The organism is Synechococcus sp. NB0720_010, assembly GCF_023078835.1.
Classification (GTDB): Bacteria; Cyanobacteriota; Cyanobacteriia; order PCC-6307; family Cyanobiaceae; genus Vulcanococcus.
This window is the reverse complement of sequence record NZ_CP090898.1, coordinates 1,204,625-1,230,937: the sequence shown is the minus strand read 5'-3', so window position 1 is coordinate 1,230,937 and position 26,313 is coordinate 1,204,625. Positions and strand designations below refer to the sequence as shown.

Annotated in this window: 31 protein-coding genes, 1 tRNA gene and 1 pseudogene; 24 read left to right on the top strand and 9 right to left on the bottom strand. The window is 63.4% G+C overall.

Annotation, left to right across the window (positions count from 1 at the left end):
- The first annotated feature begins 16 nt into the window (after positions 1 to 16).
- The gene (psaB, locus tag LY254_RS06630; protein ID WP_247476245.1) at positions 17 to 2,227 is read left to right on the top strand and encodes a photosystem I core protein PsaB; all 2,211 of its coding nucleotides are present in this window, start codon (positions 17 to 19) and stop codon (positions 2,225 to 2,227) included.
- Between the two features lie 104 nt (positions 2,228 to 2,331).
- On the opposite strand, the gene LY254_RS06625 is transcribed toward psaB, so the two are convergent.
- The 5 genes from LY254_RS06625 to LY254_RS06605 are packed head-to-tail and all read right to left on the bottom strand — an operon-like array spanning position 2,332 to position 5,713.
- Positions 2,332 to 2,502: a hypothetical protein gene (locus LY254_RS06625; RefSeq protein WP_247476244.1), complete on the bottom strand. Its 171-nt coding sequence runs from the start codon at positions 2,500 to 2,502 to the stop codon at positions 2,332 to 2,334.
- A 6-nt stretch (positions 2,503 to 2,508) separates the two neighbouring features.
- On the bottom strand, positions 2,509 to 3,096 hold the full coding sequence (locus tag LY254_RS06620; RefSeq protein ID WP_247476242.1) for an L-threonylcarbamoyladenylate synthase: 588 nt from the start codon (positions 3,094 to 3,096) through the stop codon (positions 2,509 to 2,511).
- A complete protein-coding gene (gene prmC / locus LY254_RS06615; protein WP_247476240.1) occupies positions 3,093 to 3,995 on the bottom strand; it encodes a peptide chain release factor N(5)-glutamine methyltransferase in 903 nt (300 codons plus the stop codon). The genes LY254_RS06620 and prmC overlap by 4 nt, the downstream gene beginning before the upstream one ends.
- 24 nt (positions 3,996 to 4,019) lie before the next feature.
- Complete coding sequence (locus LY254_RS06610) at positions 4,020 to 5,219, bottom strand: DNA-processing protein DprA (RefSeq protein ID WP_247476239.1); 1,200 nt, start codon at positions 5,217 to 5,219, stop codon at positions 4,020 to 4,022.
- Positions 5,220 to 5,242: 23 nt separating this feature from the next.
- On the bottom strand, positions 5,243 to 5,713 hold the full coding sequence (locus LY254_RS06605) for a thioesterase family protein (protein WP_247476237.1): 471 nt from the start codon (positions 5,711 to 5,713) through the stop codon (positions 5,243 to 5,245).
- A gap of 66 nt (positions 5,714 to 5,779) precedes the next feature.
- On the opposite strand from LY254_RS06605, the gene LY254_RS06600 reads away from it, so the two are divergent.
- Complete coding sequence (locus tag LY254_RS06600; protein ID WP_247476235.1) at positions 5,780 to 6,628, top strand: universal stress protein; 849 nt, start codon at positions 5,780 to 5,782, stop codon at positions 6,626 to 6,628.
- A gap of 164 nt (positions 6,629 to 6,792) precedes the next feature.
- Here LY254_RS06600 and psbM read toward each other — a convergent pair whose 3' ends face one another.
- Together psbM and LY254_RS06590 are read right to left on the bottom strand one after the other, a co-directional pair.
- A complete protein-coding gene (gene psbM, locus LY254_RS06595; RefSeq protein ID WP_010314676.1) occupies positions 6,793 to 6,897 on the bottom strand; it encodes a photosystem II reaction center protein PsbM in 105 nt (34 codons plus the stop codon).
- 48 nt (positions 6,898 to 6,945) lie between these two features.
- Positions 6,946 to 7,404: a 2Fe-2S iron-sulfur cluster-binding protein gene (locus LY254_RS06590; RefSeq protein WP_247476233.1), complete on the bottom strand. Its 459-nt coding sequence runs from the start codon at positions 7,402 to 7,404 to the stop codon at positions 6,946 to 6,948.
- A 278-nt stretch (positions 7,405 to 7,682) separates the two neighbouring features.
- Here LY254_RS06590 and psbB point away from each other — a divergent pair, with 278 nt between their 5' ends.
- The 12 genes and pseudogenes from psbB (at position 7,683) to LY254_RS06530 (ending at position 16,924) form a co-directional block, all read left to right on the top strand.
- A complete protein-coding gene (psbB, locus tag LY254_RS06585) occupies positions 7,683 to 9,242 on the top strand; it encodes a photosystem II chlorophyll-binding protein CP47 (RefSeq protein ID WP_010314680.1) in 1,560 nt (519 codons plus the stop codon).
- An 18-nt stretch (positions 9,243 to 9,260) separates the two neighbouring features.
- On the top strand, positions 9,261 to 9,356 hold the full coding sequence (locus LY254_RS06580) for a photosystem II reaction center protein T (RefSeq protein ID WP_010314684.1): 96 nt from the start codon (positions 9,261 to 9,263) through the stop codon (positions 9,354 to 9,356).
- Between the two features lie 239 nt (positions 9,357 to 9,595).
- Positions 9,596 to 10,078, top strand: coding sequence for a transcriptional regulator NrdR (gene nrdR, locus LY254_RS06575; RefSeq protein ID WP_010314686.1), 483 nt, complete (start codon positions 9,596 to 9,598; stop codon positions 10,076 to 10,078).
- A 114-nt stretch (positions 10,079 to 10,192) separates the two neighbouring features.
- Positions 10,193 to 11,257, top strand: coding sequence for a 30S ribosomal protein S1 (locus LY254_RS06570; RefSeq protein ID WP_247476231.1), 1,065 nt, complete (start codon positions 10,193 to 10,195; stop codon positions 11,255 to 11,257).
- Between the two features lie 9 nt (positions 11,258 to 11,266).
- Positions 11,267 to 11,881 (top strand): annotated as a pseudogene (locus tag LY254_RS06565) (HAD family hydrolase); the annotation flags it as partial.
- 201 nt (positions 11,882 to 12,082) lie between these two features.
- Positions 12,083 to 13,318 (top strand): methionine adenosyltransferase, encoded by a 1,236-nt coding sequence (gene metK / locus LY254_RS06560; RefSeq protein ID WP_010314693.1) that lies wholly within the window; start codon positions 12,083 to 12,085, stop codon positions 13,316 to 13,318.
- Entirely contained in the window at positions 13,315 to 14,574 is a 1,260-nt protein-coding gene (locus LY254_RS06555) for an FGGY-family carbohydrate kinase (protein WP_247476229.1), read from the top strand. The genes metK and LY254_RS06555 overlap by 4 nt, the downstream gene beginning before the upstream one ends.
- A gap of 152 nt (positions 14,575 to 14,726) precedes the next feature.
- On the top strand, positions 14,727 to 14,996 hold the full coding sequence (locus tag LY254_RS06550; RefSeq protein WP_247476228.1) for a DUF2470 domain-containing protein: 270 nt from the start codon (positions 14,727 to 14,729) through the stop codon (positions 14,994 to 14,996).
- Positions 14,997 to 15,075: 79 nt separating this feature from the next.
- A tRNA-Phe gene (locus LY254_RS06545) sits at positions 15,076 to 15,148 on the top strand.
- A gap of 43 nt (positions 15,149 to 15,191) precedes the next feature.
- A complete protein-coding gene (locus LY254_RS06540) occupies positions 15,192 to 15,428 on the top strand; it encodes a hypothetical protein (protein ID WP_247476226.1) in 237 nt (78 codons plus the stop codon).
- A 38-nt stretch (positions 15,429 to 15,466) separates the two neighbouring features.
- Entirely contained in the window at positions 15,467 to 16,060 is a 594-nt protein-coding gene (locus LY254_RS06535; RefSeq protein WP_247476224.1) for a chromophore lyase CpcT/CpeT, read from the top strand.
- Between the two features lie 117 nt (positions 16,061 to 16,177).
- Complete coding sequence (locus tag LY254_RS06530) at positions 16,178 to 16,924, top strand: phycobilisome rod-core linker polypeptide (protein WP_247476223.1); 747 nt, start codon at positions 16,178 to 16,180, stop codon at positions 16,922 to 16,924.
- On the opposite strand, the gene LY254_RS06525 is transcribed toward LY254_RS06530, so the two are convergent.
- A complete protein-coding gene (locus LY254_RS06525; protein ID WP_247476222.1) occupies positions 16,925 to 17,353 on the bottom strand; it encodes a hypothetical protein in 429 nt (142 codons plus the stop codon).
- A 186-nt stretch (positions 17,354 to 17,539) separates the two neighbouring features.
- On the opposite strand from LY254_RS06525, the gene LY254_RS06520 reads away from it, so the two are divergent.
- The 10 genes from LY254_RS06520 (at position 17,540) to LY254_RS06475 (ending at position 24,750) form a co-directional block, all read left to right on the top strand.
- On the top strand, positions 17,540 to 18,385 hold the full coding sequence (locus tag LY254_RS06520; RefSeq protein ID WP_247476221.1) for a phycobilisome linker polypeptide: 846 nt from the start codon (positions 17,540 to 17,542) through the stop codon (positions 18,383 to 18,385).
- Positions 18,386 to 18,422: 37 nt separating this feature from the next.
- A complete protein-coding gene (locus tag LY254_RS06515) occupies positions 18,423 to 18,638 on the top strand; it encodes a phycobilisome linker polypeptide (protein ID WP_247476220.1) in 216 nt (71 codons plus the stop codon).
- Between the two features lie 341 nt (positions 18,639 to 18,979).
- A complete protein-coding gene (locus tag LY254_RS06510) occupies positions 18,980 to 19,498 on the top strand; it encodes a phycocyanin subunit beta (protein ID WP_010316008.1) in 519 nt (172 codons plus the stop codon).
- A 54-nt stretch (positions 19,499 to 19,552) separates the two neighbouring features.
- Positions 19,553 to 20,041 (top strand): phycocyanin subunit alpha, encoded by a 489-nt coding sequence (cpcA, locus tag LY254_RS06505; protein WP_247476217.1) that lies wholly within the window; start codon positions 19,553 to 19,555, stop codon positions 20,039 to 20,041.
- A gap of 264 nt (positions 20,042 to 20,305) precedes the next feature.
- A complete protein-coding gene (locus tag LY254_RS06500) occupies positions 20,306 to 21,160 on the top strand; it encodes a phycobilisome rod-core linker polypeptide (RefSeq protein ID WP_247476219.1) in 855 nt (284 codons plus the stop codon).
- Between the two features lie 385 nt (positions 21,161 to 21,545).
- The gene (locus tag LY254_RS06495) at positions 21,546 to 22,064 is read left to right on the top strand and encodes a phycocyanin subunit beta (RefSeq protein ID WP_010316008.1); all 519 of its coding nucleotides are present in this window, start codon (positions 21,546 to 21,548) and stop codon (positions 22,062 to 22,064) included.
- 54 nt (positions 22,065 to 22,118) lie between these two features.
- Positions 22,119 to 22,607 (top strand): phycocyanin subunit alpha, encoded by a 489-nt coding sequence (gene cpcA / locus LY254_RS06490; protein ID WP_247476217.1) that lies wholly within the window; start codon positions 22,119 to 22,121, stop codon positions 22,605 to 22,607.
- 137 nt (positions 22,608 to 22,744) lie between these two features.
- On the top strand, positions 22,745 to 23,596 hold the full coding sequence (locus LY254_RS06485) for a HEAT repeat domain-containing protein (RefSeq protein WP_247476216.1): 852 nt from the start codon (positions 22,745 to 22,747) through the stop codon (positions 23,594 to 23,596).
- Complete coding sequence (locus tag LY254_RS06480; RefSeq protein WP_247476214.1) at positions 23,583 to 24,275, top strand: HEAT repeat domain-containing protein; 693 nt, start codon at positions 23,583 to 23,585, stop codon at positions 24,273 to 24,275. Before LY254_RS06485 ends, LY254_RS06480 begins: the two co-directional genes overlap by 14 nt.
- Complete coding sequence (locus LY254_RS06475) at positions 24,268 to 24,750, top strand: low molecular weight protein-tyrosine-phosphatase (RefSeq protein ID WP_247476213.1); 483 nt, start codon at positions 24,268 to 24,270, stop codon at positions 24,748 to 24,750. Before LY254_RS06480 ends, LY254_RS06475 begins: the two co-directional genes overlap by 8 nt.
- On the opposite strand, the gene LY254_RS06470 is transcribed toward LY254_RS06475, so the two are convergent.
- Positions 24,747 to 26,303, bottom strand: a complete 1,557-nt coding sequence (locus tag LY254_RS06470; RefSeq protein WP_247479691.1) for a bifunctional pantoate--beta-alanine ligase/(d)CMP kinase — start codon at positions 26,301 to 26,303, stop codon at positions 24,747 to 24,749. The two genes, LY254_RS06475 and LY254_RS06470, sit on opposite strands and share 4 nt — an antisense overlap.
- Between the last annotated feature and the right edge of the window lie 10 nt (positions 26,304 to 26,313).

Sequence of the window (26,313 nt, the reverse complement as noted above, 5' to 3'; positions counted from 1 at the left end):
CTCCTGACCTTTCCCAATGGCAACGAAATTTCCTTCGTTCAGCCAGGGTCTGGCACAGGACCCGACAACCCGTCGTATTTGGTACGGGATCGCCACGGCTCACGACTTCGAGAGCCATGACGGAATGACGGAGGAAAAGCTTTACCAAAAGCTTTTCTCCACCCATTTCGGTCACCTCGCGATCATCGGCCTCTGGGTTTCGGGCAACCTGTTCCACGTCGCCTGGCAGGGCAACTTCGAGCAGTGGGTCGCCGATCCTCTGCATGTCCGTCCCATCGCTCACGCGATCTGGGATCCCCACTTCGGCCAAGGCGCCATCACTGCCTTCACCCAGGCAGGCGCCTCCTCCCCGGTGAACATTGCGTACTCCGGCGTGTACCACTGGTGGTACACGATCGGCATGCGCACCAACGCCGAGCTGTACCAGGGTTCCATCTTCATGATGATCCTGTCTGCTTGGGCCCTGTTCGCTGGCTGGCTCCACCTTCAGCCCAAGTTCCGGCCTTCCCTGGCCTGGTTCAAGAACGCTGAGTCCCGCCTGAACCACCACCTCGCGGTGCTGTTCGGCTTCAGCTCCATCGCTTGGGCCGGTCACCTGGTTCACGTGGCCATTCCCGAATCCCGTGGTCAACACGTGGGTTGGGACAACTTCCTGAACGTGCTGCCTCACCCGGCAGGCCTGGCTCCCTTCTTCACTGGTAACTGGGGCGTTTACGCCCAGAACCCCGACACCGCCTATCAGGTGTTTGGTACCTCAGAAGGCGCTGGCACCGCGATCCTCACCTTCCTGGGTGGTTTCCACCCCCAAAGTGAGGCCCTCTGGCTGACCGACATTGCCCATCACCACCTGGCGATTGGCTGTCTGTTCGTGATCGCCGGTCACATGTACCGGACCAACTTCGGTATCGGTCACTCGATCCGCGAGATCCTCGAGGCTCACAACCCCCCCAATGGCACCCCTGGTGACCTGGGCGCTGGCCACAAGGGTCTTTACGACACCATCAACAACTCGCTCCACTTCCAGCTCGGTCTGGCCCTGGCTTCCCTGGGCGTTGTGACCAGCCTGGTGGCGCAGCACATGTATTCGATGCCGTCCTACGCGTTTATCGCCAAGGACTACACGACGCAGGCTGCCCTCTATACCCACCACCAGTACATCGCCATCTTCCTGATGTGCGGTGCCTTCGCTCACGGTGCGATCTTCTTCATCCGTGACTACGACCCCGAGGCCAACAAGAACAACGTTCTTGCTCGGATGCTCGAGCACAAAGAAGCGATCATCAGCCACCTGAGCTGGGTCTCCCTGTTCCTCGGCTTCCACACCCTGGGCCTCTACGTCCACAACGACGTGGTTGTTGCCTTCGGTACCCCCGAGAAGCAGATCCTGGTTGAGCCCGTCTTCGCACAGTTCGTGCAGGCCGCCTCTGGCAAGGCCATGTACGGCTTCGACGTGCTCCTCTCCAATGGCGCTAGCGCCGCTAGCAATGCCAGCGCCGCCTACATGGGCGGTTGGATGAACGCCATCAACGACGGTGGCAACGATCTGTTCCTGCAGATCGGCCCTGGTGACTTCCTGGTGCACCACGCCATCGCCCTGGGTCTGCACACCACCACCCTGATCCTGGTCAAGGGTGCTCTGGATGCCCGTGGCTCGAAGCTGATGCCCGACAAGAAGGACTTCGGCTACTCCTTCCCCTGCGACGGCCCCGGCCGTGGCGGTACCTGCGACATCAGTGCCTGGGACGCCTTCTATCTGGCTGTCTTCTGGGCCCTGAACACCGTGGGTTGGCTCACCTTCTACTGGCACTGGAAGCACCTCGCTATCTGGCAGGGCAACGTGGCTCAGTTCAACGAATCCAGCACCTACCTGATGGGCTGGTTCCGCGACTACCTGTGGCTCAACTCCTCTCAGCTGATCAACGGTTACAACCCGTTCGGCACGAACAACCTCGCCGTCTGGGCCTGGATGTTCCTGTTCGGTCACCTGATCTGGGCCACCGGCTTCATGTTCCTGATCTCCTGGCGCGGTTACTGGCAGGAACTGATCGAGACCATCGTCTGGGCTCACCAGCGCACCCCGCTCGCCAACCTGGTGGGCTGGCGCGACAAGCCTGTGGCTCTCTCGATCGTTCAGGCCCGTGTGGTTGGTCTGGCTCACTTCACCGTGGGCTACTTCGTGACCTACGCCGCCTTCTTGATCGCTTCCACCTCTGGCAAGTTCGGCTGATCCTTAGCGATCACCCGCACACTTGCATCCCTTGAGGGACGACCAAGCGCCCCCGGCTCAGCCGGGGGCTTTTTTTTGGCTTCTCGCGCGGTTTGGGGCCTGACCTAATGCTTCGCAGTCGGTCCGTTGCCGGCGAGTAGCCAGGCCAGGCCAGCAAGGATCAGCCAAGGCAGCGGCCTGAGTTCAAACACAGCAGCGCTGAGCACCTGCAGGGGCTGAAACAGCCATTGATGCAGGCTCAGCAGGACCACCAGTAGAAGGGGCAACCAAGCCATGGCCGCTTAGCTCAGGAGCTCTTGGGGCATCACAGCACCAGCGCGCAGCAAGCGCCAACCGTCTCCTGGCTCCAGCGCGATCACTGTGCTGGCCTGCCCCGAGGGCGCTGGCCAGGGTTCGGGGGCCAAGCGCAGCAACTGGGGGAATCGCGCCTGCACCTCTTCAGCGCTTGTGCAGGGGTCTTCTCCCGAGCGATTGGTGCTCGTGGTGGCGAGGGGGCCGCTCAATCGCAGCAGCTCTCGGGCCTGCTCGCAGGCCGGAACGCGAAGGCCCAGGGCTGAGCCCCCCGGATTGAGTTGTTCCAGCAGCTCCCCTTCAGCCGGTACCACTAGCGTCAGGGCTCCGGGCCAGTGCAGTTCGATTAGCCCCAACCAGTTCGGTTCAGGCGTCATCCCCAGGTTGCTGAAGAGCTGTTCAGCATCAGCACCCATCAGGATCACTGGCTTGTTTTGAGGCCGCTCCTTGATCGTCCAGAGCAGCGAGGCGTGCTCTGGTCTGGTGGCCAGCGCCGGCAGGGTGTCCGTCGGGAAGACCCCGGCTTGGCCTTGCTGCAGTACAGCGGCGAATTGATCGGCCTCAAGGGATTGGTTCACGGCCGGTTCTGCTCTGGTTGGAGTGGCCGCTGAGCCTTGGCGAAGCGCTGCACCCCCTCGAGGTCTTTGTGGGCCTGCACATTCACCAGTCCAGCCGCTTCGAGCAACTCCAGTACAGCCCTGCTCTGGTCGTAGTGATGCTCAAGCAGTAGCCATCCCCCTGGCGCTAGGCCAAGTGCTGCTCCTGCAGCAATGGTTCGCAGGGCCTCCAAGCCATCGCTGCCCCCATTGAGTGCAAGTTCGGGCTCGTGCTCACGCACCACAGGTTCGAGCTGCGCCCAGACCGCAGCCGGGATGTAGGGCGGGTTGCTCACCACCAGATCCAGCTGGCCCCACTGATCTCGGATCGCGTCCCACCAGTCACCTTCTCTGAAGTCCAGGCAGGCCGAGCCCAGGATCTCTCTGGCATTCCTCTCTGCCTGCCGCAGCGCTTCGGCAGAACGATCGACGGCGAACCCCTGGGCGTTCGGTAGTCCCTTCGCCAGAGCGATGGCGATGCAGCCTGAGCCAGTGCCGAGCTCCGCCCATCGCGGGGCTGAACCCAGTTGAGCCCCCTTGGCACAGTCCAAGGCCAGATCAACCAGCACTTCAGTTTCTTGCCGAGGGATCAGCACGCCTGGTGCGACTTCGAGTTCGATGTCCCTCCAGGGACAGCGGCCAACGAGGTACTGAAGGGGGATGGCCTGCTCGAGGTGTTGATTCCAGATCTGCTCGAGCGTGCCGAGGTCCTGCTCCAGCACAATTTCGGATTCGGGGTAGAGCCTGAGCGCTTGTAACTGCTGCCAGCGCAGCCCGCCCTTGAGATCGAGCAACCAATCGAGCGCGCTGCTCTCGCCTCCCTGGCCGAGCATCGCCTGCCTCCAGCTCAGCACTGCCTTAGCCGTGAGCAACTCCGCCATTGGATCAGCCTATGAAGCCCTGTCTCAGCAGGGATGCCACCACAGCCCCGGTGCGCTGCGTACCAATCCGGCCAGCTCCAGTTGCAGCAGCCGTTGACTGATTCCCACCGGGCTCAGTCGCAGTGAATGGCAGAGCTGCTCAAGCGTTGCACCCTGACCGAGGGCTCCCATGAGGGCCGCCTCGCGCCGCAGCAACGTCGCGTGCGTCCTTGGCATCGGCGGCCGAACCGGCTTGATCCTCGGGCCACATCCCAGATGCTTGACCAGGTCCGCTGGATCCAGCAGGGGCGTACCTCCCCTGGCCAGCAGGCGATTGCTGCCAGCCGCACTGCTGCGTCCGGCATCGGCGGGGACGACCCAAAGTGGAACCCCTTGCGACCAGCCCAACTCCGCGGTGTGGAGTGCTGCGCTCTGCTGCGGGCATTCGACCAGGACCAGGGCCTGCACCAGGCCCACCTCCAGGCGTTGTCTCAAGCTGAAATGGGCAGCCCGTGATGCCGTCCCCTCAGGCCATTCGGAGAGCAACAGCCCCTGGGCTGAGATGTCCTGTTGCAACCCGGCCAACCCCCGTGGCGATGACTGATTGATCGGTGTTCCAAGGACAGCCACCGGCGTTCCACCCGCCTGGAGGCAGCTTTGATGGGCCGCCGCCTGAATGCCCTCCGATAGCCCAGCCACCACCGGCCATCCCGCCTGCGCTAGGGCTCGGCCAATGGCCTGGGCCATGGCGAGCCCATGTTTCGAGGGGCGCCGGGTTCCGAGGACGGCAACGGCGCGGCGCTGCCGCAGCGGAGCCCAGATGCTCCCTTGCCCGGCCCAATGCAAGGCCAGAGGGGGTTGATCGAAGTCCTCCAGAGTCCGTGGGAAAGCCGGGTCTCCAGGCATGAGGCAGCGCTGGCCGCCCCACCGACGCCGTTCATCGGGGGTGGGTGGATCGCTCAGGGGGGATGGCCCGAGCTGTTGGCGATAGAGCTCGATGCGCTGCAGAGCTCTGGCATTGATCTGCGTTCCGCTCAGGGCGTGTTCCAGCTCTTGGCCGGTTGCCTGCCAAGCCTGATGCAGGCTTCCAAACAGGCCTTCAAGTTGCTCCAACCGCCGCCGGCCCACACCGGGACAGCGGCTCCAGATCGATCGCCAGAGCCGGGAGGTCTCTCCCGAGTGGATCCTGAGGGGCCGCCCTCGCTCCTGGCTGGCGCAGAAGGGGGCATGAACGAGCTGACCCACTGAATCGCTACAGTACGTCTGTACTATAGCGAGACGGTTGAGTCTGGTCCTGGGCCTGCCCTGAGTTGCGCGAGGGCCTCGCGCAGATCCTCAGGTGCCCTGCGCAGCAATCGCCGCTGCCCTGGGCCTTGGCTGAGGTCCACCAGGACCAGCTCCACGCGCGCCTCGGCGGCGACGCTGCCGTCCGTCTTGATGAACTGGCTGCGCCAGGGCAGCTTGACCCCCTGTTGCGGCAGAACCCAGCTCAGCACTTGTACGTGCTCGCCATGAAGGAGGGCTTGGCGGTAATCGATCTGCAGTGAGACAACCGGTAGTTCCAGGCCGCGCTCAGAGAGAGCGCTGTAGGCCAGTCCCGCCTGACGGAGGGCCTCGACCCGGGCTTCCTCAAGCCAGGCCAAGTAGCTGCCATGCCACATCACTCCGGCATGGTCGGTGTGTTGCGGCAGGACCGAGCGCTTGAGGCGCCAGGGGCGGTCATGTTGCTGCTCCGTCACGGTCTCTGGCACAAGTCGAGGTTGCGCGCAATTCAGCCATAGGCTGCCCCAACGCGCCCCTGGGATGTGTTTCGCAATCTTCTGATCGCCGATTCAGGCAAAGGTCACGTTGAGGAAATGGTGCGCATGCTGCGCGACATTCCAACCGTGCGTCAGGCCCGCATCAATCTGCTCCATGTCGTCGCTGAGCAGGCGGGTCAGGACTATGCCGAGCACTCCCAAAAAGCCGCTGGAATTGTTGCTGAAGCCGTTCAGCGGCTGGGGCTGAATCCTTCGGAGGTCAACACGATCATTCGCCAGGGCGACACCAAGCAAACGGTCTTGAAGGTGGCCGATGAGCTTGATGCCGACCTGATCGTGATGGGCTCGCGGGGCCTGGGCCGGCTCCAGTCGATCCTGAGCAACAGCGCCAGCCAGTACGTCTTCCAGCTCTCGACTCGCCCGATGTTGCTGGTGCGTGACGACCTTTATGTCCGTCACATCAACCGCGTGATGGTGGCGATCGATGGCACTGGGGTTGGCGACGATGCCCTGAAGCTGGCCTGTGAATTAGTGCGTGATGTGCCCGGCAGCAGCCTGCTCGGCGTTCACATCAGCCGCCAGGACATCGCGCCTTCCCGTGGCGGTTCAACCCCTGCCGACGAGTTGCTCGATAAGGCTGTCCAGCGCGCCCGCGGCTTTGGTGTGGAGATGAAGGCGATCCACGGCACCGGTGACATCGGACGCGGCTTCTGTCAGGCCGCTGAAGAGCACAAGGCTGACTTGGTCGTGATTGCTTCGCAGGACCGTCGTCCCCTGGTGGCCCGCGGGCTGGTCGATATCGATCGTCTGCTTGGGTCCTCGGTGAGCGACTACATCAGGGTCCATGCACCGGCTCCGGTTCTTCTGGTGCGCGAACCCGAAGGGCGTCAGTAGCCGCCTGCAGTCGCGGCTGACTCGAGTACGAAGAAACCCCCTAGGACTCCAGGCCCTAGGGGGTTTTCGCTGTTCTGCTGCTGATTCAGAACTGAGACAAAGAAAACCCCGGATGCATCACATGGATGCGTCCAGGGTTTTTCGGAACCATTGAACTGGAGCGGTCAGCTCTGGCGGCTGCTGGTCTGGATGTACAGAACAATCAGGAACACCGTCGGAACCAGCACGAACATCAGGCTGGCGACGAAGCCGAGGTCGTTGGTTTCCATCGCAAAAGTCTTGAGCTCGGTGACCGTATCACCGCCAACGGGGCTTGATCAGGCCTCTTCATCCCTCGTTGTGCTTTCGGCGTCCTCAGCGGATTCCAGGCTGTCCTCGTCTTGGGGCTCCGGCTCGGGCCAGGCCGTGGGTCCGGCGGGTAGAGGGCTGGCTTTGGCCGCAGCGATGCGCGCCTCGGCGTCCCCAAAACGCACCTGGGGCCGGGTCAGCACCAGCACCGATTGTTGGACCAGGGTTTGGCAGGCCAGGCGCCAGGTCTGGGGACGGCGGCGCAGTTTCTGCTCCTCGACGGCGGTCCGGCCACTGAGGCTGCCGGGACTGCTTTCGCCCACCACATCAACAAAACAGGTGATGCACTGCCCGCAGCCGCCGCAGTTCCCGAGCTGTCCTTTCAGGCCATACAGCTCAAGTCCCTCGCGCAGGGCGACCTCGCGCAGGTTCTCGCCCGGATAGCACTCCACATCCCGCCCCTCGCGAACAAAACGAATGACCGGCATGGCTGGAGGTTCGGAATTCCTCCATTCTGAGGGAATGGATTGCGATTTGTAACCGCGCCGCCGCGGGTGGGGCCACGCCTTTGGGCCCCAGCGTCGTTTTCCCGTCACGGCACGTTTCAGCTCGGCGGCGATCAAAACGTTCCGTCAGCTGAACCCCTTACGATCGCGAGCACGGATCAAGTGTCTGCTGGCTTTCGCTGGCAAACCCTGATCGCGCTGACTTCCGATTTCGGTTTTCTGAAGCGGAAGGCTGGATTGTTTCCTCGGACCTGACCCCCATGGGATTGCCCTGGTATCGGGTGCACACGGTCGTGATTAACGACCCGGGCCGTTTGCTCGCCGTGCACCTCATGCACACTGCCTTGGTTGCTGGCTGGGCCGGCTCCATGGCGCTCTATGAGCTGGCCATCTTCGATCCCTCCGACCCGGTGCTCAACCCCATGTGGCGCCAGGGCATGTTCGTCATGCCGTTCATGGCTCGCCTGGGCGTGACGGATAGCTGGGGCGGCTGGAGCATCACCGGTGCCACCGGTGTTGACCCCGGCTTCTGGAGCTTCGAAGGTGTGGCAGCTGCTCACATCGTTTTTAGTGGCCTCTTGATGCTGGCCGCCATCTGGCACTGGACCTACTGGGATCTGGAGATCTGGCAGGACCCTCGCACTGGCGAGCCTGCTCTGGACCTCCCCAAGATCTTCGGCATCCACCTGCTGCTTGCTGGCCTTGGCTGCTTTGGTTTTGGTGCGTTCCACCTGACCGGTGTGTTCGGCCCCGGTATGTGGGTCTCTGACCCCTACGGCGTCACCGGCCACCTTGAAGCGGTTCAACCCTCTTGGGGACCTGAGGGCTTCAACCCCTTCAACCCCGGTGGCATCGTTGCCCACCACATCGCCGCAGGCATCGTCGGCATCATTGCCGGCATCTTCCACATCACCACTCGTCCGCCCGAGCGCCTCTACAAGGCTCTTCGGATGGGCAACATCGAGACCGTTCTCGCCAGCGCCATTGCCGCTGTGTTCTTTGCCGCATTCATCGTGGCCGGAACCATGTGGTACGGCGCTGCAGCGACCCCGATCGAACTCTTTGGCCCGACCCGCTACCAGTGGGACCAGGGTTACTTCAAGACCGAGATCAACCGCCGCGTTCAGACCGCTCTGGACAACGGTGCCACCAAGGAACAGGCCTACGCCCAGATTCCTGAGAAGCTCGCCTTCTACGACTACGTCGGCAACAGCCCTGCCAAAGGCGGCCTGTTCCGAGTGGGTCCGATGGTGAACGGTGATGGCCTGCCCACCGGCTGGCTCGGACACGTGTCCTTCACCGATAGCCAGGGGCGTGATCTCGAGGTGCGTCGTCTGCCCAACTTCTTCGAGAACTTCCCTGTGGTTCTGGAAGACAGCCAGGGCATCGTCCGCGCTGACATTCCTTTCCGCCGCGCTGAAGCGAAGTACTCCTTCGAGCAGACCGGCGTGACCGCCACCGTCTATGGCGGCGCCCTCAACGGTCAGACCTTCACCGATCCTGCTGACGTGAAGCGCCTGGCTCGTAAGGCCCAGCTCGGCGAAGCCTTCGAGTTCGACCGTGAGACCTATCACTCTGACGGCACCTTCCGCAGTTCACCCCGCGGCTGGTTCACCTTCGGACACGCCTGCTTCGCGCTGCTGTTCTTCTTCGGTCACATCTGGCACGGTGCTCGCACCCTCTACCGCGATGTGTTCGCCGGTATCGACCCCGATCTCGGTGAGCAGGTTGAGTTCGGTCTGTTCCAGAAACTGGGCGACCGTTCCACCCGTCGTCTGCCGGAGGGCTATGTGCCCCCCGCAGGCACCACCCTCAGCTGAGCGCCTCGGAGGTAACTCATGGAAAGCTTCGCTTACATCCTGATCCTGGCGTTAGCCATCTCCACCCTGTTTTTCGCGATCGCCTTCCGCGATCCCCCGAAGATCGGCAAGTGATTTGACTCTCAGGAGTTCAACGACCCCCGCCAAAAGCGGGGGTTTTTTGTTGCTTGAACGCCGTGGCTTCCCTTAAGGCAATCTCATTTCGACTTGGCGGGATCTTGATTGACACCTGAGTCTCACGGGCTCGACCAGGGAGTTGGCCTGTTGCTTGGCAAGACCCAAGTTGCGGCAGCCCTTCTCAAAGGCAATTGTTCTGTCTAAACTTGAGCATCTTCTCGGGCGGAATCTCGGGCATGCAGTGCCCCTCCTGTCAGCACACCGATAGCCGCGTTCTCGAATCGCGTTCCGCGGACACCGGCCGGAGTGTGCGTCGCCGTCGGGAGTGCCTGAACTGCGAGTTCCGCTTCACCACCTACGAGCGGGTGGAGACGGCACCGATCACGGTCTTGAAGCGCAGTGGGAATCGTGAGGCCTTCAATCGCAGCAAGTTGCTGCATGGTCTGCTGCGGGCTTGCGATAAAACCGGGCTCGAGCCCAGCCGTCTTGAGCTGGTCGTCGATGAACTGGAGTTGGAGCTTCAGGGGCGCACGGGCCGCGAAGTCTCCAGCAAGGACATCGGCGAATTAGCCCTGCAGCACCTGGCGGGGATGAGCGATGTGGCCTACATCCGGTTTGCCTCGGTCTACCGCCAGTTTCAGAGCGTTGCCGATTTCGTCGCCACCTTGGACGGTCTGAACCGCAAGCCCAAGGGCAAATCCTTGGCAGCGGTTGGTTAGAGACGCCTGAAGGGCCCGTCCGCAGCTGACCTCTATAGTTTTGGATTCCCCTGCGTCGGTGGCGGCTGACGCATCGGTTCCTTCGCGCTGCCTCGGGCAGTCCGCCGACTCTCCATGACCGTGACCCCTTCCGATCTCAACACCAGCGAGACCGACGTGGCCGTTGAGGCTGTCGATCAAGACGTGGTTGACGCTGCTGCTGAGCTCGATCTGGATATTCCGGAAGAGGTGCCCAGCGCCGACGACCCCAGCAGCCGTGCTGTGGCCCGCGATCTCGACGGCGTTGGCTTCACCCTGGATGAGTTCGCGTCGCTGCTGAGCAAGTACGACTACAACTTCAAGCCTGGCGACGTGGTGAAGGGCACCGTGTTCGCCATCGAGCCCAAGGGCTCGATGATTGACATCGGCGCCAAGACCGCCGCCTTCATGCCCATGCAGGAGGTGTCGATCAACCGTGTTGAGCACATCAGCGACGTGCTCGAGCCCGGCGAAGAGCGCGAGTTCTTCATCCTCAGCGAAGAGAACGAGGATGGTCAGCTCACCCTTTCGATCCGCCGGATCGAGTACCAGCGCGCCTGGGAGCGTGTTCGTCAGCTGCAGAAGGAAGACGCCACCATCTACAGCGAAGTGTTTGCCACCAACCGTGGTGGTGCACTGGTGCGTGTGGAAGGTCTGCGTGGCTTCATCCCCGGCAGCCACATCAGCACCCGCAAGCCCAAGGAAGAGCTGGTTGCTGAGTTCCTGCCCCTGAAGTTCCTTGAGGTGGACGAAGAGCGCAACCGCCTCGTCCTCAGCCATCGCCGCGCCCTGGTGGAGCGCAAGATGAACCGCCTGGAAGTGGGCGAAGTGGTCATCGGTACCGTCCGCGGCATCAAGCCCTACGGCGCCTTTATCGACATCGGCGGTGTCAGCGGCCTGCTGCACATCTCTGAGATCAGCCACGAGCACATTGAGACCCCTCACACGGTCCTCAATGTCAATGACCAGATGAAGGTCATGATCATCGACCTCGACGCCGAGCGTGGTCGTATCTCCCTCTCGACCAAAGCCCTCGAGCCCGAGCCCGGTGACATGCTCACCGATCCCCAGAAGGTCTTCGAGAAGGCTGAGGAAATGGCCGCTCGCTACAAGCAGATGCTGCTTGAGCAGGCTGAAGACGGCGAAATGGGTTACGAGTGAAGCTGAGCCATGGCTGAGCTCCTGTTGCGTGGCACGGAGCTTGGAGCCATTGATGCGGTGCTGTTCGACAAGGACGGCACCCTCAGCATCAGTGAGCCCCAGCTACTCACCCTGGCGGAAGCCAGGGTTTTTCTCTGTCTGGAGCTGGTCAGCTCCGAGCGGCGTGAGCCGCTCAAGGATTTGCTGCAACGGGCCTATGGCCTGCGTGCCGATTCCGTCTGTCCCGCGGGGATCACGGCGGTGGCTAGCCGCGATCACAACCTGATCGCGACGGCCACCGCCTTGGTTCAGGTCGGTCTGGGCTGGCCCGAGGCGCTGGCCCTCAGTGAGCGGGTCTTTGCCGAGGCTGATGCCGTGGATGCCCGCCGCTCCACGGATGCCCCGCTGCCCACGAGCGCGACGACCGAGGGCCTTCTGCCTTGGCTTGAGCAGTTGCGGTTGGCCGGGGTGCGTTGCGCTGTGATCAGCAACGACGACATGGCCGGCATTGAGCACTTCCTCAGGGCCCATGGACTGCGGGATTACTTCTGCGGGCTCTGGAGCGCCGAGCATCGACCGCGCAAACCCGACCCGGAGGCGGTCCACGGGCTGTGCGCGGAGCTCGGCGTTGAACCGCGCCGCTGCGCCCTGATCGGCGACGCCAACAGTGATCTGCGCATGGCCGTCGCTGCAGGGATTCCCCATCCCTTGGCTCTGGGTTACACCGCGGCCTGGCGCACGCCACCGCCCTTGGCGGAGCCGCATCCATTGGTGCATGCCTGGAGTGAGTTGAGCGTGCGTCGCTCCCCTAAGTTGGCCCCTACGCATTACTTGCTTCACTCGGGAATGAGTCGTTACGTCTTCACCTCAGAGTCGGTGACCGAAGGTCATCCCGACAAAATCTGCGACCAGGTGAGTGATGCGGTGCTGGACGCCCTGCTGGCTCAGGACCCGGCGTCCCGGGTGGCCTGCGAAACCGTAGTCAACACCGGGCTTTGCCTGATTACTGGTGAGGTCACCACCACCGCCAAGGTTGATTACATTGGCCTGGTGCGCGGTGTGATCGAGAAGATCGGCTACTCCGGAGCCCGCGCGGGTGGTTTTGACGCCAACAGCTGTGCGGTGTTGGTGGCCCTGGATCAGCAGTCGCCGGACATTGCCCAGGGCGTGAACGAGGCCGACGACCACGCCGGTGACCCCCTGGATCTGGTGGGTGCGGGTGACCAGGGAATCATGTTTGGTTTCGCCTGCAACGAGACCCCGGAGCTGATGCCGCTCCCCATCAGCCTGGCCCACCGCCTCTCGCGGCGCCTGGCTGAGGTGCGCCACAACGGCACCCTCCCCTATCTGCTGCCTGACGGCAAAACCCAGGTCAGCGTCGTTTATGAGAACGACCAGCCCGTGGCGATCGACACGATCTTGATCTCCACCCAGCACATCTCTGAGATCGATGGGGTGAGCGAAGAGAAGGCCATCCGTGAGCGCATCTCGGCGGACCTCTGGAGCCATGTGGTGGAGCCCGCCACCGCGGACCTCAGCCTGAAGCCCTCTAAGGACAGCACCCGCTTCCTGGTGAACCCCACCGGCAAGTTCGTGGTCGGTGGTCCCCAAGGGGATGCCGGTCTCACCGGCCGCAAGATCATCGTTGACACCTATGGCGGCTATGCCCGCCATGGCGGTGGTGCCTTCTCCGGCAAAGATCCCACCAAGGTGGACCGCTCCGCGGCTTATGCCGCTCGCTACGTGGCGAAGGCCCTGGTGGCCGCGGGGCTGGCCCGCAAGGCTGAGGTTCAGCTGAGCTATGCCATCGGTGTGGCCAAGCCGGTCAGCATCCTGGTCGAGAGCTTCGGCACCGGCGTGGTCAGCAATGACGCCCTCACCGCTCTGGTTCAGGAGAACTTCGATCTGCGCCCCGGCGCGATCATCGACACCTTCGGCCTGCGCAACCTGCCCCAGCAGCGCGGCGGAGACTTCTACCAGGACGTCGCCGCTTACGGCCACTTCGGCCGCAGTGACCTGAACCTCCCCTGGGAGAACGTCGAGGCCGTCGCTGCCACCCTGAAGCAAGCTGCCGCCGCTTGATTGCAGCCAGCCGTGAGCCCCTGGGCCTAGGGATTGACCTGGGTACCAGTGGCCTGCGTCTGGCACTGATGGATCCCTCCGGCACCCTGCTGGCGGAGCGATCTGCGAACTACCCCCGCTGTTTTGAGGACCCCCAGGGCTGGCGCGAGGGGGTGGTTGCCCTCTGCGCAGAGTTGCCTCAAGAGCTGCGTGATCGGGTGGCCGCTGTCGCGGTCGATGGCACCTCGGGCACCGTGCTGGCCTGCGCCGCCAATGGCGATCCCAGGGGCCAGGCCCTGCCCTATTTCCTGGCCTGCCCTGAGCAGGCCTCGGCGGCAGCCGTGCTGGCGGGCAGCGCTTCTGCTCCAGCCGCCAGTGCCAGTGGCAGCCTGGCCCGGGTGCTGCGCTTGCTCGAGGGGAGTGGCTCTAGCTCCCTCCTGATGCGTCATCAGGCCGACTGGCTGAGCGGGTGGTTGCTTGGGGACTGGCGCTTCGGCGAGGAAGGCAACAACCTCCGCCTGGGATGGGACCTGGGCCGGCAGTGCTGGCAAGGCGCCATTGCTGAGCAACCCTGGAGTGCGGCGCTGCCGGAGGTGGTGCGCTCCGGCGCGGTCCTTGGGCCCCTCTCGCAGAACGCCCGGAGCGCCCTGGGGTTACCGGCCCCGTGCCAGGTGGTGGCGGGCAGCACCGATGCCAATGCCGCGGTCCTGGCGGCTGATCCCCAGCCCGGTGATGGGGTGACGGTGCTCGGCACCACCTTGGTGCTCAAGCAATTTGCGGCGCAACCGCTAGCGGGACCGGGCATCAGTTGTCATCGGGTGGCGGGCCGGTGGCTCGTGGGGGGCGCCTCCAATGCCGGGGCTGGGGTCCTGCGCCAGTTCTTCTCCGATGCCCTCCTCGTTGAGTTGAGTCGTCAGATTGATCCGCGCTCCAGCAGCGGCCTGGCGCTTCGGCCCCTGCCTCGGCCCGGCGAGCGCTTCCCGGTGGACGATCCGACCCTGGAGCCGGTCCTGGAGCCCCGGCCCATCAGCGATGCGCTCTACCTGCAGGGATTGCTGGAGGGTTTGGCGCGGATTGAGGCCCAGGGCTGGGCGGCCCTGCAGCGCCTGGGCGCTGAGCCGGTTCAGCGGGTGATCAGCTTGGGCGGTGGGGCCCGCAATCCCCAGTGGCGGCTGATCCGTCAACGCATCCTGGGGGTTCCGGTGCTGAACCGGCCCCAGTGCAGCGCGGCCTCGGGCATGGCCAGACTGGCGCTCTCTGCTGTCTGCCCCCCGTGAAGGAACGCCTCGCCTCCTGGCTCTCGATTGGCTTGTTTGTGATCCTGGCGGGCTACGTGGGCTTCTCGGGAATCCGTCTGGGTCTTCTGCTCTGGCAGCGCTTCGCAGGGGCCTAGGGCAGGCTTCAGAATCAGCCGATCCGCAGGATCCCGATGGCCGCTGACCCTCTCACCTCCGCCGTGAGTGATCGGATCTGTAAGCACATGAATGACGACCACGCTGAGGCGGTCCTGGCCTACGCCCGCCACTACGGCGGCATCGAGGCCCCAGGGGCGGCGCGGATGGTGGCTGTCCGTCCGGAGGCTATGGAGTTGGAGGTCGACGGGGCCAGCGTCGAAGTTCGCTTCGATCACACCCTGAGTGACAGTGAGGATGCCCACCGCACCCTGGTGGCGATGTTGCGGGCGATGCCGCAGGCCTGAAACGGCTGATCCAGATGGCCCTTCTCCCCGAAGCCGAGGGGGGCCGTGATCTAAGATCCGCAAGTCGCGCGAGCGACGGGCCGGGATAGCTCAGTTGGTAGAGCAGGCGATTGAAAATCGCCGTGTCCCCAGTTCAAATCTGGGTCCTGGCATCTTCAACCTCGTAGCCTTCAAGCGTCAGCTTGTCCGCTTGTCATGCCGATCCATATCCCTGAGAAGCCGGGTGAGCTGTTCGATAACGCCGACAGCTTTGGAATGGTGTTTGACGCGGCCTGGAAGCGTCATCAGTCGACCGGTCGCCACGAGGGGCTGTCCACCGACGAAAAAAAGCAGCAGGCCATCGCGGAGTGCAGTGAGCACCCCTTCATGTTGAGTAATCCCGATCGGGCCAGCCAGGTGGCTGACTTTCGAATTCGTCTCCTGGGCCTTTAGCCGGCAGCCCATAGGATCCCGGCAACCACCAGTTGCTGATGAGCAGCCCCTTTGCCCGCCTTCTGCGTCAATTGAGTGCTGGGTTCAGCAACGAGCATCAGGCCTTCGAGAACCCGCCGCTTTACGCCCACATCCTGGTGAAGTTCCGGCCGCTGCCCCAGCTGGAGCCGGGCTCTCTGCTGCTCGATCAGTCCTATGCGATCAACCCTGCGGCGCCCTACCGGTTGCGGGTGCTGAAGGCTGAGCAGCGCGGCAATGGTCTGGTGATTCACAACCAGGCGATCCGCGACGACCAACGCTTCTGGGGGGCGATCGATAACGCGGAGCTCCGCGCTCAGATCACCGCCGCTGATCTGACTCCCCTGGAGGGCTGTGCCTATGTGGTGGAGGAAACCCCCGAGGGCTTCAAAGGAGAAGTTGAGCCCGGCTGCCGCTGCTTGGTGGAGCGCAAAGGCGCGACCTCCTATCTGGTGAGCAGCTTTGAGCTGGGAGCGCGCGGCATGCGAACCATTGATCGCGGCCATGACCCTCAGACCCATGAGCAGCTCTGGGGCTCCCTGGCGGGACCGTTTGAATTTGAACGGGTGGCGGACTACAGCGCTGAATTACCCGCGGACTGGCTCACTCTCTAGAGCTGCTTGTTGGTGAAGCTTGATTGCGGGGAATGAAGCTGTATGTGATCTTCGCGGCCGCAGTGCGTTCAGCGAAAACCCATCGATAGGTTCGCCGGCGAGGTTTTTTCCCTTGATATGGCATTACCGCTGCTGGATCCGAAGCCAATTACCCAGAACGCCCGGGTCGACAACTTCGCCATCGGTGGTGACGAAGCCCCACGGAGCCACGGGGATGTGGAGGAGCAGATCGAGCGTGCCTATCGCCAGATCCTGTTCCATGCCTTCAAGGTGGATCGCGAGCCGATGCTCGAGAGCCAACTGCGCAATGGCGACATCACCGTCCGTGACTTTGTGCGCGGGTTGTTGCTCTCCCGCAAATTTCAGCAGGGCTTCTACCAGTGCAACAGCAACTACCGGGTGGTGGAGCAGTTGGTCGGCCGGGTCCTGGGCCGTGAGGTCAACGGTGATCAAGAGCGCATTGCCTGGTCGATCGTGATTGCCAACCAGGGTCTTGAGGGCCTGGTGAACACCCTGCTGGACTCCAAGGAATACCTGGAGAACTTCGGCTTTGATGAGGTTCCCTATCAGCGCGGACGGGCCCTGGCCGGCCATGCCAAGGCCCAGATGCCTTTCAACCAACAGGCACCTCGCTACGACGCCTACTGGCGGGAGATCTCCGCACGCCGTGCCCCGGCTAATCCGTTTGCCGGTGGCGGCGCCCAGTTCAGTGGCGGTCAGATGTCAGCGGCTTGGGCCGGCGGTCAGCCTCCGGCCTTTGCACAGAAGGCCTGGCTGGCTCTGGCGGCCATCGGCGGCCTCGAGGTGCTGCGCGTGATCCTGACCTCGGCAGGGTCGATGCTCAGCACCGGTGCAGCCGGCTGATCAGGCGATTAGCTCGTCCATAAAGGGTTGTTCCTCGTCCTGCGGGAAGGGATCGTGATCCAGCTGCTCCTCCTCTGGCTCAAAGCCGGCGGAGGGGCTTTCTGTTTGGGGATCCATGTGCCCCAGGGGGCGCACCAGGTTGAGGCGTTGCGGTTGTTGCGGGGTGCTTAGCAGCTCTTCCAGGCGGGCGATGCGCTCTTCGGTTCCCGCCAGCATCTCGGCGGCGTCGCTGGCCTGGAGCTCGGGGCCACTGCTGGTGCTGAGCTCCTCCAGCTGCGCTTCGATGGCTGTCAGGCGCTCTTCCAGCTCAAGCAGGCGGAAGGTCAGGGTCTCTCCGACTTGACTCAGGGCCTCGAGCTGGCTGCTGAGCCGCAAGGGCATGGAGCCTTCCGTTGCGGAACCTGCGGCGGTGGATGGAGTGGCAGACATCCCTGGACGCAATGCATTTGGCCGGATGGTATCGGCGTTCCACCCTGACGCCAGGGCTGATTTTTGTAACGTTTCTGAAAGGGCCTAGAGGATGGCAAACGGCCCCCATAGGATCCGGTCTTGGCATCAATTTGCGCAGGTTGCCAACCGGCGCGTCACCACGCCCTCAGCACGCACCCCAAGCCCATGACCCTTGCCAACGCTGCCTATCTGGGCATCGAGCGTTACGCCAACAACCGCGTCAATGAGAACTGGACCACCGGTTCCTGCGACGACAAGGCCGCTCTGATCCGTGCCGTCTACCAGCAGGTGCTCGGCAACCAGTACGTCATGGCCAGCGAGCGTCTCGAGGGCCCTGAATCGCTCTTCAAGCGCGGTTATCTGAGCGTGCGTGAGTTTGTGCGCCAGGTGGCCAAGAGTGGCCTCTACCGCACCAAGTTCTTCGAGAGCACGAACGCTTACCGCTTCATCGAGCTCAACTTCAAGCATCTGCTGGGCCGCGCTCCCCAGAACAAGGCCGAGATGCTGCACCACTTCACGATCCTGCAGGAGCAGGGTTTTGAAGCCGAGATCGACTCTTACCTGGATAGCGCCGAGTACCAGGAGCGCTTTGGTGAGGAAGGTGTTCCCTACCTGCATGGTTGGAACTACTCCGTCGGCCAGCAGGGCCTGCAGTTCTCTTACATGCTGCAGCTCGCCCGTGGCGCTGCTGCGTCCGTCAAGGGTGATCTGACCAAGAACCAGTCCCGCCTGAACCCCTCCGTTCACGCCGAGCAGCCGGTTCCCGTCGTGAGCCCCAACGCCAAGGGCAACGCCTTCCGCAAGGTCACCGCCGATGGCGTCACCCGCCAGGGCGTCGGTGCCGGCGAAGAGGGTCGCACCTTCCGCGTGGAGATCGCAGGCTTCAACAACTACCGCCTGCACAAGCGCAGCAACCGCGTGCGCTTCATCCCCTTCAACAAGCTGCTCCAGTACCAGCAGCAGATCCACCGCGAGGGCGGCCGGATCGCCAGCATCACTCCGGTCAACTGATCGGTTCCTGTTCTGATCTGATTACCCCCGCATTCCGATGAAGGTTTCTGCAGGCAACCGCGGCACCAGCTTCAGCAACGACCGTCAGGTGTCCTTCACCGTGACCGGTCTGGCCAACAACGACTACTCCCGCACTGCGGATGTGGTCATGAACGTGCCCTACACCCGGATGAACGAAACGATGCGCATGGTTCAGCGCATGGGCGGCAAGATCACCGGAGTCCAGGTCAGCGGTGGCGTCGACGCCGACTGAGTTTTGAGCCACCCAGCGGTTTGATCGCCGCCTCCTTTAGCCCCCTGCTGCAGGGGGCTTTTTTGTTGGCGTTTGTCGGCGCGAGAGCCGCGCCTGCGCCCCTTCTCTCATTCGGGAGATCCATTGCAGGCCAGTCGATCTGGGCTCTCCGATGACCGTTTGTTAAGCAGATCTGATGACAGCCATAGGCATGTCCAACAATGGTCGGGCCAAGCGATGGGGCGGCCTTCCGGTCTGCTTGCTCGGTTGGTTCCGTGATCAGTGCTCAGCCCCCTGGGTTCCCTGATTCACTTCCCCCTCATCCCTTCTCCCCGACTCACGTCGAGAACAGGAGTTAATCAATGTTCGACGCCTTCACCAAGGTTGTTGCCCAGGCTGACGCCCGCGGCGAATTCCTGAACGCTGGTCAGATTGATGCCCTCGCCGCCATGGTGAGCGAGAGCAACAAGCGCATGGATGCTGTGAACCGCATCACCTCCAACGCTTCTGCCATCGTCACCAACGCAGCCCGCGCGCTGTTCGACGAGCAGCCCGCTCTGATCGCCCCCGGCGGTAACGCTTACACCCACCGTCGCATGGCTGCTTGCCTGCGCGACATGGAGATCGTGCTGCGCTACGTCACCTACGCCGTGTTCACCGGCGACGCTTCCGTGCTGGAAGACCGCTGCCTGAACGGCCTGCGTGAGACCTACCTGGCCCTGGGCGTTCCTGGCGCTTCCGTGGCTGAAGGCATCCGCAAGATGAAGGACGCTGCCATCTCGATCGCTAACGATCGCAACGGCATCACCCCCGGCGACTGCTCCGCTCTGATGAGCGAGATCGGCACCTACTTCGATCGCGCTGCTGCTGCTGTTGCCTGAGGCAACGCAGATCCGCGTCTTTTTTAGGTCCACCCTTCTTCTTCACCTCGAACAATGAAGACCCCCCTCACCGAAGCCGTTGCAGCCGCTGATTCCCAGGGCCGCTTCCTGAGCAACACCGAGCTGAACGCCGCTTTCGGCCGTTTCGAGCGCGCTGCCAACGCTCTGGCTGCTGCCAAGGCTCTGACCGCCAAGGCTGACGAACTGGTGAACGGCGCTGCCCAGGCCGTTTACAACAAGTTCCCCTACACCACCCAGATGCAGGGCGCTAACTACGCCTCTGATGCTCGCGGTAAGGCCAAGTGCGCCCGTGACATCGGCTACTACCTGCGTCAGGTGACCTACTGCCTGGTTGCTGGTGGCACCGGCCCCATGGACGAGTACCTGGTTGCAGGTCTCGACGAGATCAACCGTGCTTTCGAACTGTCCCCCTCCTGGTACGTCGAAGCCCTGAGCTACATCAAGGCCAACCACGGCATCTCCGGCGACGCTGGCGTGATCGCCAACAACTACATCGACTACGCAATCGCTGCTCTGGTCTGATTTTCAGCCCAAAAGCAGAGACGGCAAAGTCTCGACGCGAGCCCCCCGCAAGGGGGGCTTTTTTGTTGCCCATCCGCCGGCAGGGGTGTAACGAATGTGACGGGGTCTCTCAGGAAACTCGGTGGATTAGCCATAGGATTTTCGCCAAGCCTTTTTTGGGCTTCAGGACTTTCCCTGTCCCTCCAATGTGTTGGCTGTTGTTAGACACATTGCGAGCTTGGCAGCTCGCCCGCTGCCATCAATCTCCCCCTAGCTCCACCTGCCATGACGTTGCTGAATGCTGCCTATCTGGGTATTGATCGATTCGCCAATAACCGGGTCAAGGAGAACTGGTCTTCTGGTTCCAGCCAAGACGACAAAACAGCCCTGATCCGCGCTGTCTATCGCCAAGTTCTTGGCTTTCAGTACGTCATGGAAAGTGAGCGGCTGACCGGTGCTGAATCCCTCTTCCGCAATGGCTATCTAAGTGTTCGCGAATTTGTGCGCACCGTGGCCAAGAGTGGTCTCTATCGCAGCAAGTTTTTTGAGAATTCCAACCCTTATCACTTCATTGAGCTGAACTTCAAGCATCTGCTGGGCCGTGCTCCCCAGAACAAGGCGGAGATGCTGCACCACTTCACGATCCTGCAGGAGCAGGGCTACGAAGCGGAGATTGATTCCTATCTCGATAGCCACGAGTATCAGGAGCGTTTTGGTGAAGAGCAGGTCCCCTATCTGCACGGTTGGGGTTACTCCAAGGGCCACGAAGGTCGTCAGTTCTCCTGGTTGATGCAACTCACCCGTGGTGCTGCCGCTTCGATCAAGGGTGACGTCACCGGGGTTCAATCCCGCTTGGCGGGTGCCCTGCACCAAGACCGCGCCGTTCCTGTGGTCAGCCCCAATGCCAAGGGGTCGGCCGTTCAGCCCGCCGGCGTGGCCCGCACCGCCATTACCCAGATGGCCAAGGGCATCGGTCAGAAGCCGCGGATGTATCGCATCGAGGTGACCGGCCTGAACAACTACCGCCTGCACAAGCGCAGCAACACCGTTCGTTTCGTGCCCTTCGACAAGATGCTGGAGACGCAGCAGCAGATCCACCGTCAGGGTGGGCGCGTGGCCAGTGTCACGCCCGTCAACTGAGCCCTCCGCTTGGTGACCCGAGCCCCGCCAATGGCGGGGCTTTTTTCATGGCCAACAGCGGCAGCATTAGCCCGCTTGCTTGGCCTTGGTCCTTAAGATTCTGTTCCGATTCTTGCTTTCTTTCGCGCTCCAGTGCCCAGTCGCCGCAAGGGTTCTGCCCCAACGGTGACCCTTTGTGAACTTCGGGCGTTCCCTGGTGCAGTGCTTTGCGTCTTGAATTCACAATGACGCAGGTCAATGAATTCAAGGGCCGCGCTGATCTGCGATCTGCGTTCACCTCGAGTTCGACTCCGTGACCCGATCTGATGCTGTTTTGCAGCGGAGTGTCGGTTCGCACCCCCTCTTCCCCCTCTCCCCGACTCACGTCGAGAACAGGAGTTAATCAATGTTCGACGCCTTCACCAAGGTTGTTGCCCAGGCTGACGCCCGCGGCGAATTCCTGAACGCTGGTCAGATTGATGCCCTCGCCGCCATGGTGAGCGAGAGCAACAAGCGCATGGATGCTGTGAACCGCATCACCTCCAACGCTTCTGCCATCGTCACCAACGCAGCCCGCGCGCTGTTCGACGAGCAGCCCGCTCTGATCGCCCCCGGCGGTAACGCTTACACCCACCGTCGCATGGCTGCTTGCCTGCGCGACATGGAGATCGTGCTGCGCTACGTCACCTACGCCGTGTTCACCGGCGACGCTTCCGTGCTGGAAGACCGCTGCCTGAACGGCCTGCGTGAGACCTACCTGGCCCTGGGCGTTCCTGGCGCTTCCGTGGCTGAAGGCATCCGCAAGATGAAGGACGCTGCCATCTCGATCGCTAACGATCGCAACGGCATCACCCCCGGCGACTGCTCCGCTCTGATGAGCGAGATCGGCACCTACTTCGATCGCGCTGCTGCTGCTGTTGCCTGAGGCAACGCAGATCCGCGTCTTTTTTAGGTCCACCCTTCTTCTTCACCTCGAACAATGAAGACCCCCCTCACCGAAGCCGTTGCAGCCGCTGATTCCCAGGGCCGCTTCCTGAGCAACACCGAGCTGAACGCCGCTTTCGGCCGTTTCGAGCGCGCTGCCAACGCTCTGGCTGCTGCCAAGGCTCTGACCGCCAAGGCTGACGAACTGGTGAACGGCGCTGCCCAGGCCGTTTACAACAAGTTCCCCTACACCACCCAGATGCAGGGCGCTAACTACGCCTCTGATGCTCGCGGTAAGGCCAAGTGCGCCCGTGACATCGGCTACTACCTGCGTCAGGTGACCTACTGCCTGGTTGCTGGTGGCACCGGCCCCATGGACGAGTACCTGGTTGCAGGTCTCGACGAGATCAACCGTGCTTTCGAACTGTCCCCCTCCTGGTACGTCGAAGCCCTGAGCTACATCAAGGCCAACCACGGCATCTCCGGCGACGCTGGCGTGATCGCCAACAACTACATCGACTACGCAATCGCTGCTCTGGTCTGATTTTCAGCCCAAAAGCAGAGACGGCAAAGTCTCGACGCGAGCCCCCCGCAAGGGGGGCTTTTTTGTTGCTGTTCGCTGCCCGGAAGCCCTGCGAAGGTCCCTGGCGGTGGCAGCATCGCCGCAACCTGTGGAAACCGATGGTTGCCGGCCCCGCCGACCCGCCGATCTCCGGGAACGGCGATCCGATCTCTGAGGAGGAGGCCCTGCGTCGTCTGCGCCTGAGCGATGACCCCTCCGCCCAGTACTACGCCGCCTGGTGGTTGGGCCGCAATCGCAGCAGCCATCCCGATGCGGTTCCACTGCTGCAGGAGGCCCTGCGCCAACGCCGTCCCCGCGATGCCGGCGCCGGTGTGGAGGAGAACGCCGTGGCCCGCAATGCCGCCCGGGCCCTGGGGAAGCTGGGGGGGGCGGCCGAGGCCGCCATTGACGATCTGCTGGCGACCCTGGAGGACGAGGACGATGGTCTGCGGGAAGCCGCGGCACGCTCCCTGGGCGAACTGAAGGCCCGGCGTGCTGTCCCTGCTTTGCAGCGTCGTCTGGCCAGCGGTCCTGCGGTCGCTGGTGCGCAGCGCAGCGGCACCCCCCGCCTGCAGGAACCCTGCGAAGCGCTCCTGGAGGCCCTCGGTGAGATCGGTGAGGGATCCGCTGAGGTGGTGGCCGTGATTGAACCCTTCGTTCAGCACGAGCGTCCCCTGATCCGCAGCGCCGCCTGCCGCGCCCTACTCCAACTCACCCAGGAGCCCCGCTGGGGAGAGCAGCTCCTGGCGCTGCTTCAACACCAGCAACTCCAGGTGCGCCGCGCGGCCCTGATGGATCTGGGGGGCGCGGGCTGGCGGCCAGCCCTGCCGGCCATTGCGGCGACCCTGGCGGAGAACAGCCTCAAGTTGATTGCCCTGCGCGGTTTAGTGGAAAACCAGGACGCTGGGGCTCCCTCCCAGTTGGATGCCTCCACGGTGGCGGTGTTGGAGGCCATGGATGACCTGCTCTGATCCCGCCATGACGTCGATGTCGATGAGCCCCTCCCAGGTGGCTGAGTTGGTGGAGGCCGTGCGCCGCGCGGACAGTGCCATGGGTCTGCTTCAGGCCACCCAGGCCTTGGCCGCCAGCGCCCATCCCGATGGCGCGGCCTGTCTGGTGGAAATCCTTGGTTTCAATAACCCTGGAGCGGCAGTGGCCGCCGTCGATGGCCTGGTGGCCATCGGTACCCCGGCGGTCGAGACGATCCTCTCCAACATTGACGGCTACAACTACGGCGCCCGGGCCTGGGCCGTCCGCGCCCTCGCGGGCATCGGTGATGTCCGCGGCCTTGAGGTGCTTGAGGATGCCCTGGGCAAGGACATCGGTCCGAGCGTCCGTCGTGCCGCGGCCCGCGGGCTTGGGCAGTTGCGCTTGGAGGCCCTGAGCGCTGAAGAGCGCAGCGCCAGCCTGAGCCGCTGTTTGGCCGTTCTTCTCGATGGCTGCCGAGACGGTGAATGGGTGGTGCGCTACGCCGTCATCGTCGGTTTAGAGCATCTGGCCAAGACCTGGTTCACGGCCCTTCAGGCCTCTGATCAGTCGGCCCTGCGCCAGGCGCTGCGGCAGCTCCAGGACAACCCTGAGGAGGAAGCGGCGGTGGTGCAGCTGCGCGCTGCGCTCGCCCTGCAGCGGCTGGAGGAAGCCCATGGCTGAACAACGATTGCTCTTTGTCTGCCTCGGCAACATCTGCCGTTCACCTGCTGCCGAGGGGGTCTTTCTGCATCTGATCGCCCAAGCGGGTCTGGAGGACCGCTTCGTGGTCGACAGTGCCGGCACCGGCGGCTGGCACGTCGGTAACCCAGCGGACCGGCGTATGCGCGCCGCCGCCGAGCGCCGCGGCATTCACCTCCCCAGCCGCGCCCGCCAGATCGAGTTGGCCGACTTCAGCAGTTTTGATCGCATCCTGACGATGGATGACGACAACCTGCAGGCCGTTCGCGCCCTCGCGGCGGAGCTGGGCTCCCGCCCCGGTTTGGCCCTTGTGGAACCGATGACCAGCCATTGCCGCCGCTTTGGCGATCAGGAAGTCCCTGATCCCTATTACGGCGGTGAGCAGGGCTTTGAGCACGTCCTCGATCTGCTTGAGGACGCCTGTTCAGGCTTGCTGGAGACCCTGACGCGGGACTAGTTGGGGTCCGGCCAGGCGTCGTGGGGAACGCGCTCGCGGAACAGATCCACGAGCCGCTGAATCACCGCGTCGATGGCCAGGCCATCGGTAATCAGCTCAAGGGCATCCATCGCTTGGGTCAGGGGGGCCACGGCCCGGGTGGAGTCCAGGTGATCGCGCTCGGCAATCTGCGCTTCCAGATCCGCCCGTTCCGGCACCTCAAAACCACGCTCTTCCAGATCGAGGGCCCGGCGGCGGGCCCGCTCGCTCACGGTGGCGGTCAGAAAGACCTTGAGTTCGGCATCTGGGAATACGGCCGTGCCGATGTCGCGTCCTTCCGCCACCAGGCCGCCGCGCGCGCCCATCGCCTGTTGCTGCTGGGTCAGGGCCTCGCGCACGCAGCCGTGGGCTGCAACGACAGAGACCTGGGCCGTCACCTCCGGGGAGCGGATCGCATCGGTGACATCCACGCCATTGACGCTCACCCGTTGACCACTGGAGGTGCTGCTGAGCTGCAGATCGAGATCGGCCAGGAGAGGAGCGACCTCCTCAGCCTTGCTGGGGTCGACAGCGCGGTCCCGCACCAACCAGGTCACGGCGCGATACATCGCCCCGGTGTCCAGATAGATCAGCCCCAGCCGTTCGGCAAAGGCTCGGGTCACGGTGCTTTTGCCGGCGCCGGCAGGGCCATCGATGGCAACGATTGGGGCTCGGCTCATGAGAAAGACGTGGTCAATCAGTCGGCTGGGGCCGCAGTGGGCAGCTGCCGCCAGCAGGGTCAGTCCCCCCAGAAGGGGTTGGGCCTGGAGGCTCTGGGGCTTCAGCGCCTCCACATAGTCCACCACCATGCCGGCCTCCTCCAGGGCCCGTTGGACCTCCGCTTGCACTGGCGCGAGCTCGAGCTCCGGCTGCCCGAGGCAGCGCTGGGCGGCTCTCTGCAGCGCCTGGGGCAGGGCGGAGGCGCGCTGGCGCTCGTCGCTGGAGAGGTAGCGATTGCGGGAGCTCATGGCCAAGCCATCGGCCTCACGCAGGGTGGGGCAACCCCAGACCTGAACCGGCAAGCCCAAATCCTGGACGACGCTCTTGAGGATCTGCAGTTGCTGCCAGTCCTTCTCGCCCAGCAGCAGAACCTGGGGGCGGATCAGGGCCAGCAGGCGCACGACGACCGTGGCCACCCCATCGAAATGTCCGGCCCGGTGTCTGCCGCAGAGTCCCGCTTGCAGCGAAGGCCGCGGTTGTACGCGGGTGAGTTCACACTCCCCCTGGGGATAGACCTCTTCCACGCTTGGTGCGAAAAGGGCGTCGGCTCCGGCTTGCTGGGCGATCTGCAGATCAGCTTCTAGGCAGCGCGGGTAGCGGGCGAAGTCCTCGTTGGGGCCGAACTGCAGCGGGTTCACGAACACGCTGGTCAGCACCAGTGGGTTGCAATCCACTGGGGTTGGCTGCTTAGCCCGGCGGATCAGGCTGGCGTGGCCCCCATGCAAGGCGCCCATCGTGGGGACGCAGTGCAAGCTTCGATCAGCGCAGGCCCTGCGCCAGGCCTCGAGTTCGGCGTGGGTTCGCAGCAGCTGCACAGCGAAGGGT

Bases quoted from the DNA above. Each gene is read 5' to 3' on its own strand.
- nrdR (WP_010314686.1), top strand. From the start codon at position 9,596: ATGCAGTGCCCCTCCTGTCAGCACACCGATAGCCGCGTTCTCGAATCG.
- LY254_RS06570 (WP_247476231.1), top strand. From the start codon at position 10,193: ATGACCGTGACCCCTTCCGATCTCAACACCAGCGAGACCGACGTGGCC.
- prmC (WP_247476240.1), bottom strand. From the start codon at position 3,995: ATGGCGGAGTTGCTCACGGCTAAGGCAGTGCTGAGCTGGAGGCAGGCG.
- LY254_RS06475 (WP_247476213.1), top strand. From the start codon at position 24,268: ATGGCTGAACAACGATTGCTCTTTGTCTGCCTCGGCAACATCTGCCGT.
- psbM (WP_010314676.1), bottom strand. From the start codon at position 6,897: ATGGAAACCAACGACCTCGGCTTCGTCGCCAGCCTGATGTTCGTGCTG.
- LY254_RS06485 (WP_247476216.1), top strand. From the start codon at position 22,745: ATGGTTGCCGGCCCCGCCGACCCGCCGATCTCCGGGAACGGCGATCCG.
- LY254_RS06590 (WP_247476233.1), bottom strand. From the start codon at position 7,404: ATGCCGGTCATTCGTTTTGTTCGCGAGGGGCGGGATGTGGAGTGCTAT.
- LY254_RS06535 (WP_247476224.1), top strand. From the start codon at position 15,467: ATGAGCAGCCCCTTTGCCCGCCTTCTGCGTCAATTGAGTGCTGGGTTC.
- LY254_RS06500 (WP_247476219.1), top strand. From the start codon at position 20,306: ATGACGTTGCTGAATGCTGCCTATCTGGGTATTGATCGATTCGCCAAT.
- cpcA (WP_247476217.1), top strand. From the start codon at position 22,119: ATGAAGACCCCCCTCACCGAAGCCGTTGCAGCCGCTGATTCCCAGGGC.
- LY254_RS06520 (WP_247476221.1), top strand. From the start codon at position 17,540: ATGACCCTTGCCAACGCTGCCTATCTGGGCATCGAGCGTTACGCCAAC.
- psbB (WP_010314680.1), top strand. From the start codon at position 7,683: ATGGGATTGCCCTGGTATCGGGTGCACACGGTCGTGATTAACGACCCG.
- LY254_RS06540 (WP_247476226.1), top strand. From the start codon at position 15,192: ATGCCGATCCATATCCCTGAGAAGCCGGGTGAGCTGTTCGATAACGCC.
- metK (WP_010314693.1), top strand. From the start codon at position 12,083: ATGAGTCGTTACGTCTTCACCTCAGAGTCGGTGACCGAAGGTCATCCC.
- LY254_RS06530 (WP_247476223.1), top strand. From the start codon at position 16,178: ATGGCATTACCGCTGCTGGATCCGAAGCCAATTACCCAGAACGCCCGG.
- LY254_RS06525 (WP_247476222.1), bottom strand. From the start codon at position 17,353: ATGTCTGCCACTCCATCCACCGCCGCAGGTTCCGCAACGGAAGGCTCC.
- LY254_RS06495 (WP_010316008.1), top strand. From the start codon at position 21,546: ATGTTCGACGCCTTCACCAAGGTTGTTGCCCAGGCTGACGCCCGCGGC.
- LY254_RS06480 (WP_247476214.1), top strand. From the start codon at position 23,583: ATGACCTGCTCTGATCCCGCCATGACGTCGATGTCGATGAGCCCCTCC.
- cpcA (WP_247476217.1), top strand. From the start codon at position 19,553: ATGAAGACCCCCCTCACCGAAGCCGTTGCAGCCGCTGATTCCCAGGGC.
- LY254_RS06550 (WP_247476228.1), top strand. From the start codon at position 14,727: ATGGCCGCTGACCCTCTCACCTCCGCCGTGAGTGATCGGATCTGTAAG.
- psaB (WP_247476245.1), top strand. From the start codon at position 17: ATGGCAACGAAATTTCCTTCGTTCAGCCAGGGTCTGGCACAGGACCCG.
- LY254_RS06515 (WP_247476220.1), top strand. From the start codon at position 18,423: ATGAAGGTTTCTGCAGGCAACCGCGGCACCAGCTTCAGCAACGACCGT.
- LY254_RS06510 (WP_010316008.1), top strand. From the start codon at position 18,980: ATGTTCGACGCCTTCACCAAGGTTGTTGCCCAGGCTGACGCCCGCGGC.
- LY254_RS06625 (WP_247476244.1), bottom strand. From the start codon at position 2,502: ATGGCTTGGTTGCCCCTTCTACTGGTGGTCCTGCTGAGCCTGCATCAA.
- LY254_RS06580 (WP_010314684.1), top strand. From the start codon at position 9,261: ATGGAAAGCTTCGCTTACATCCTGATCCTGGCGTTAGCCATCTCCACC.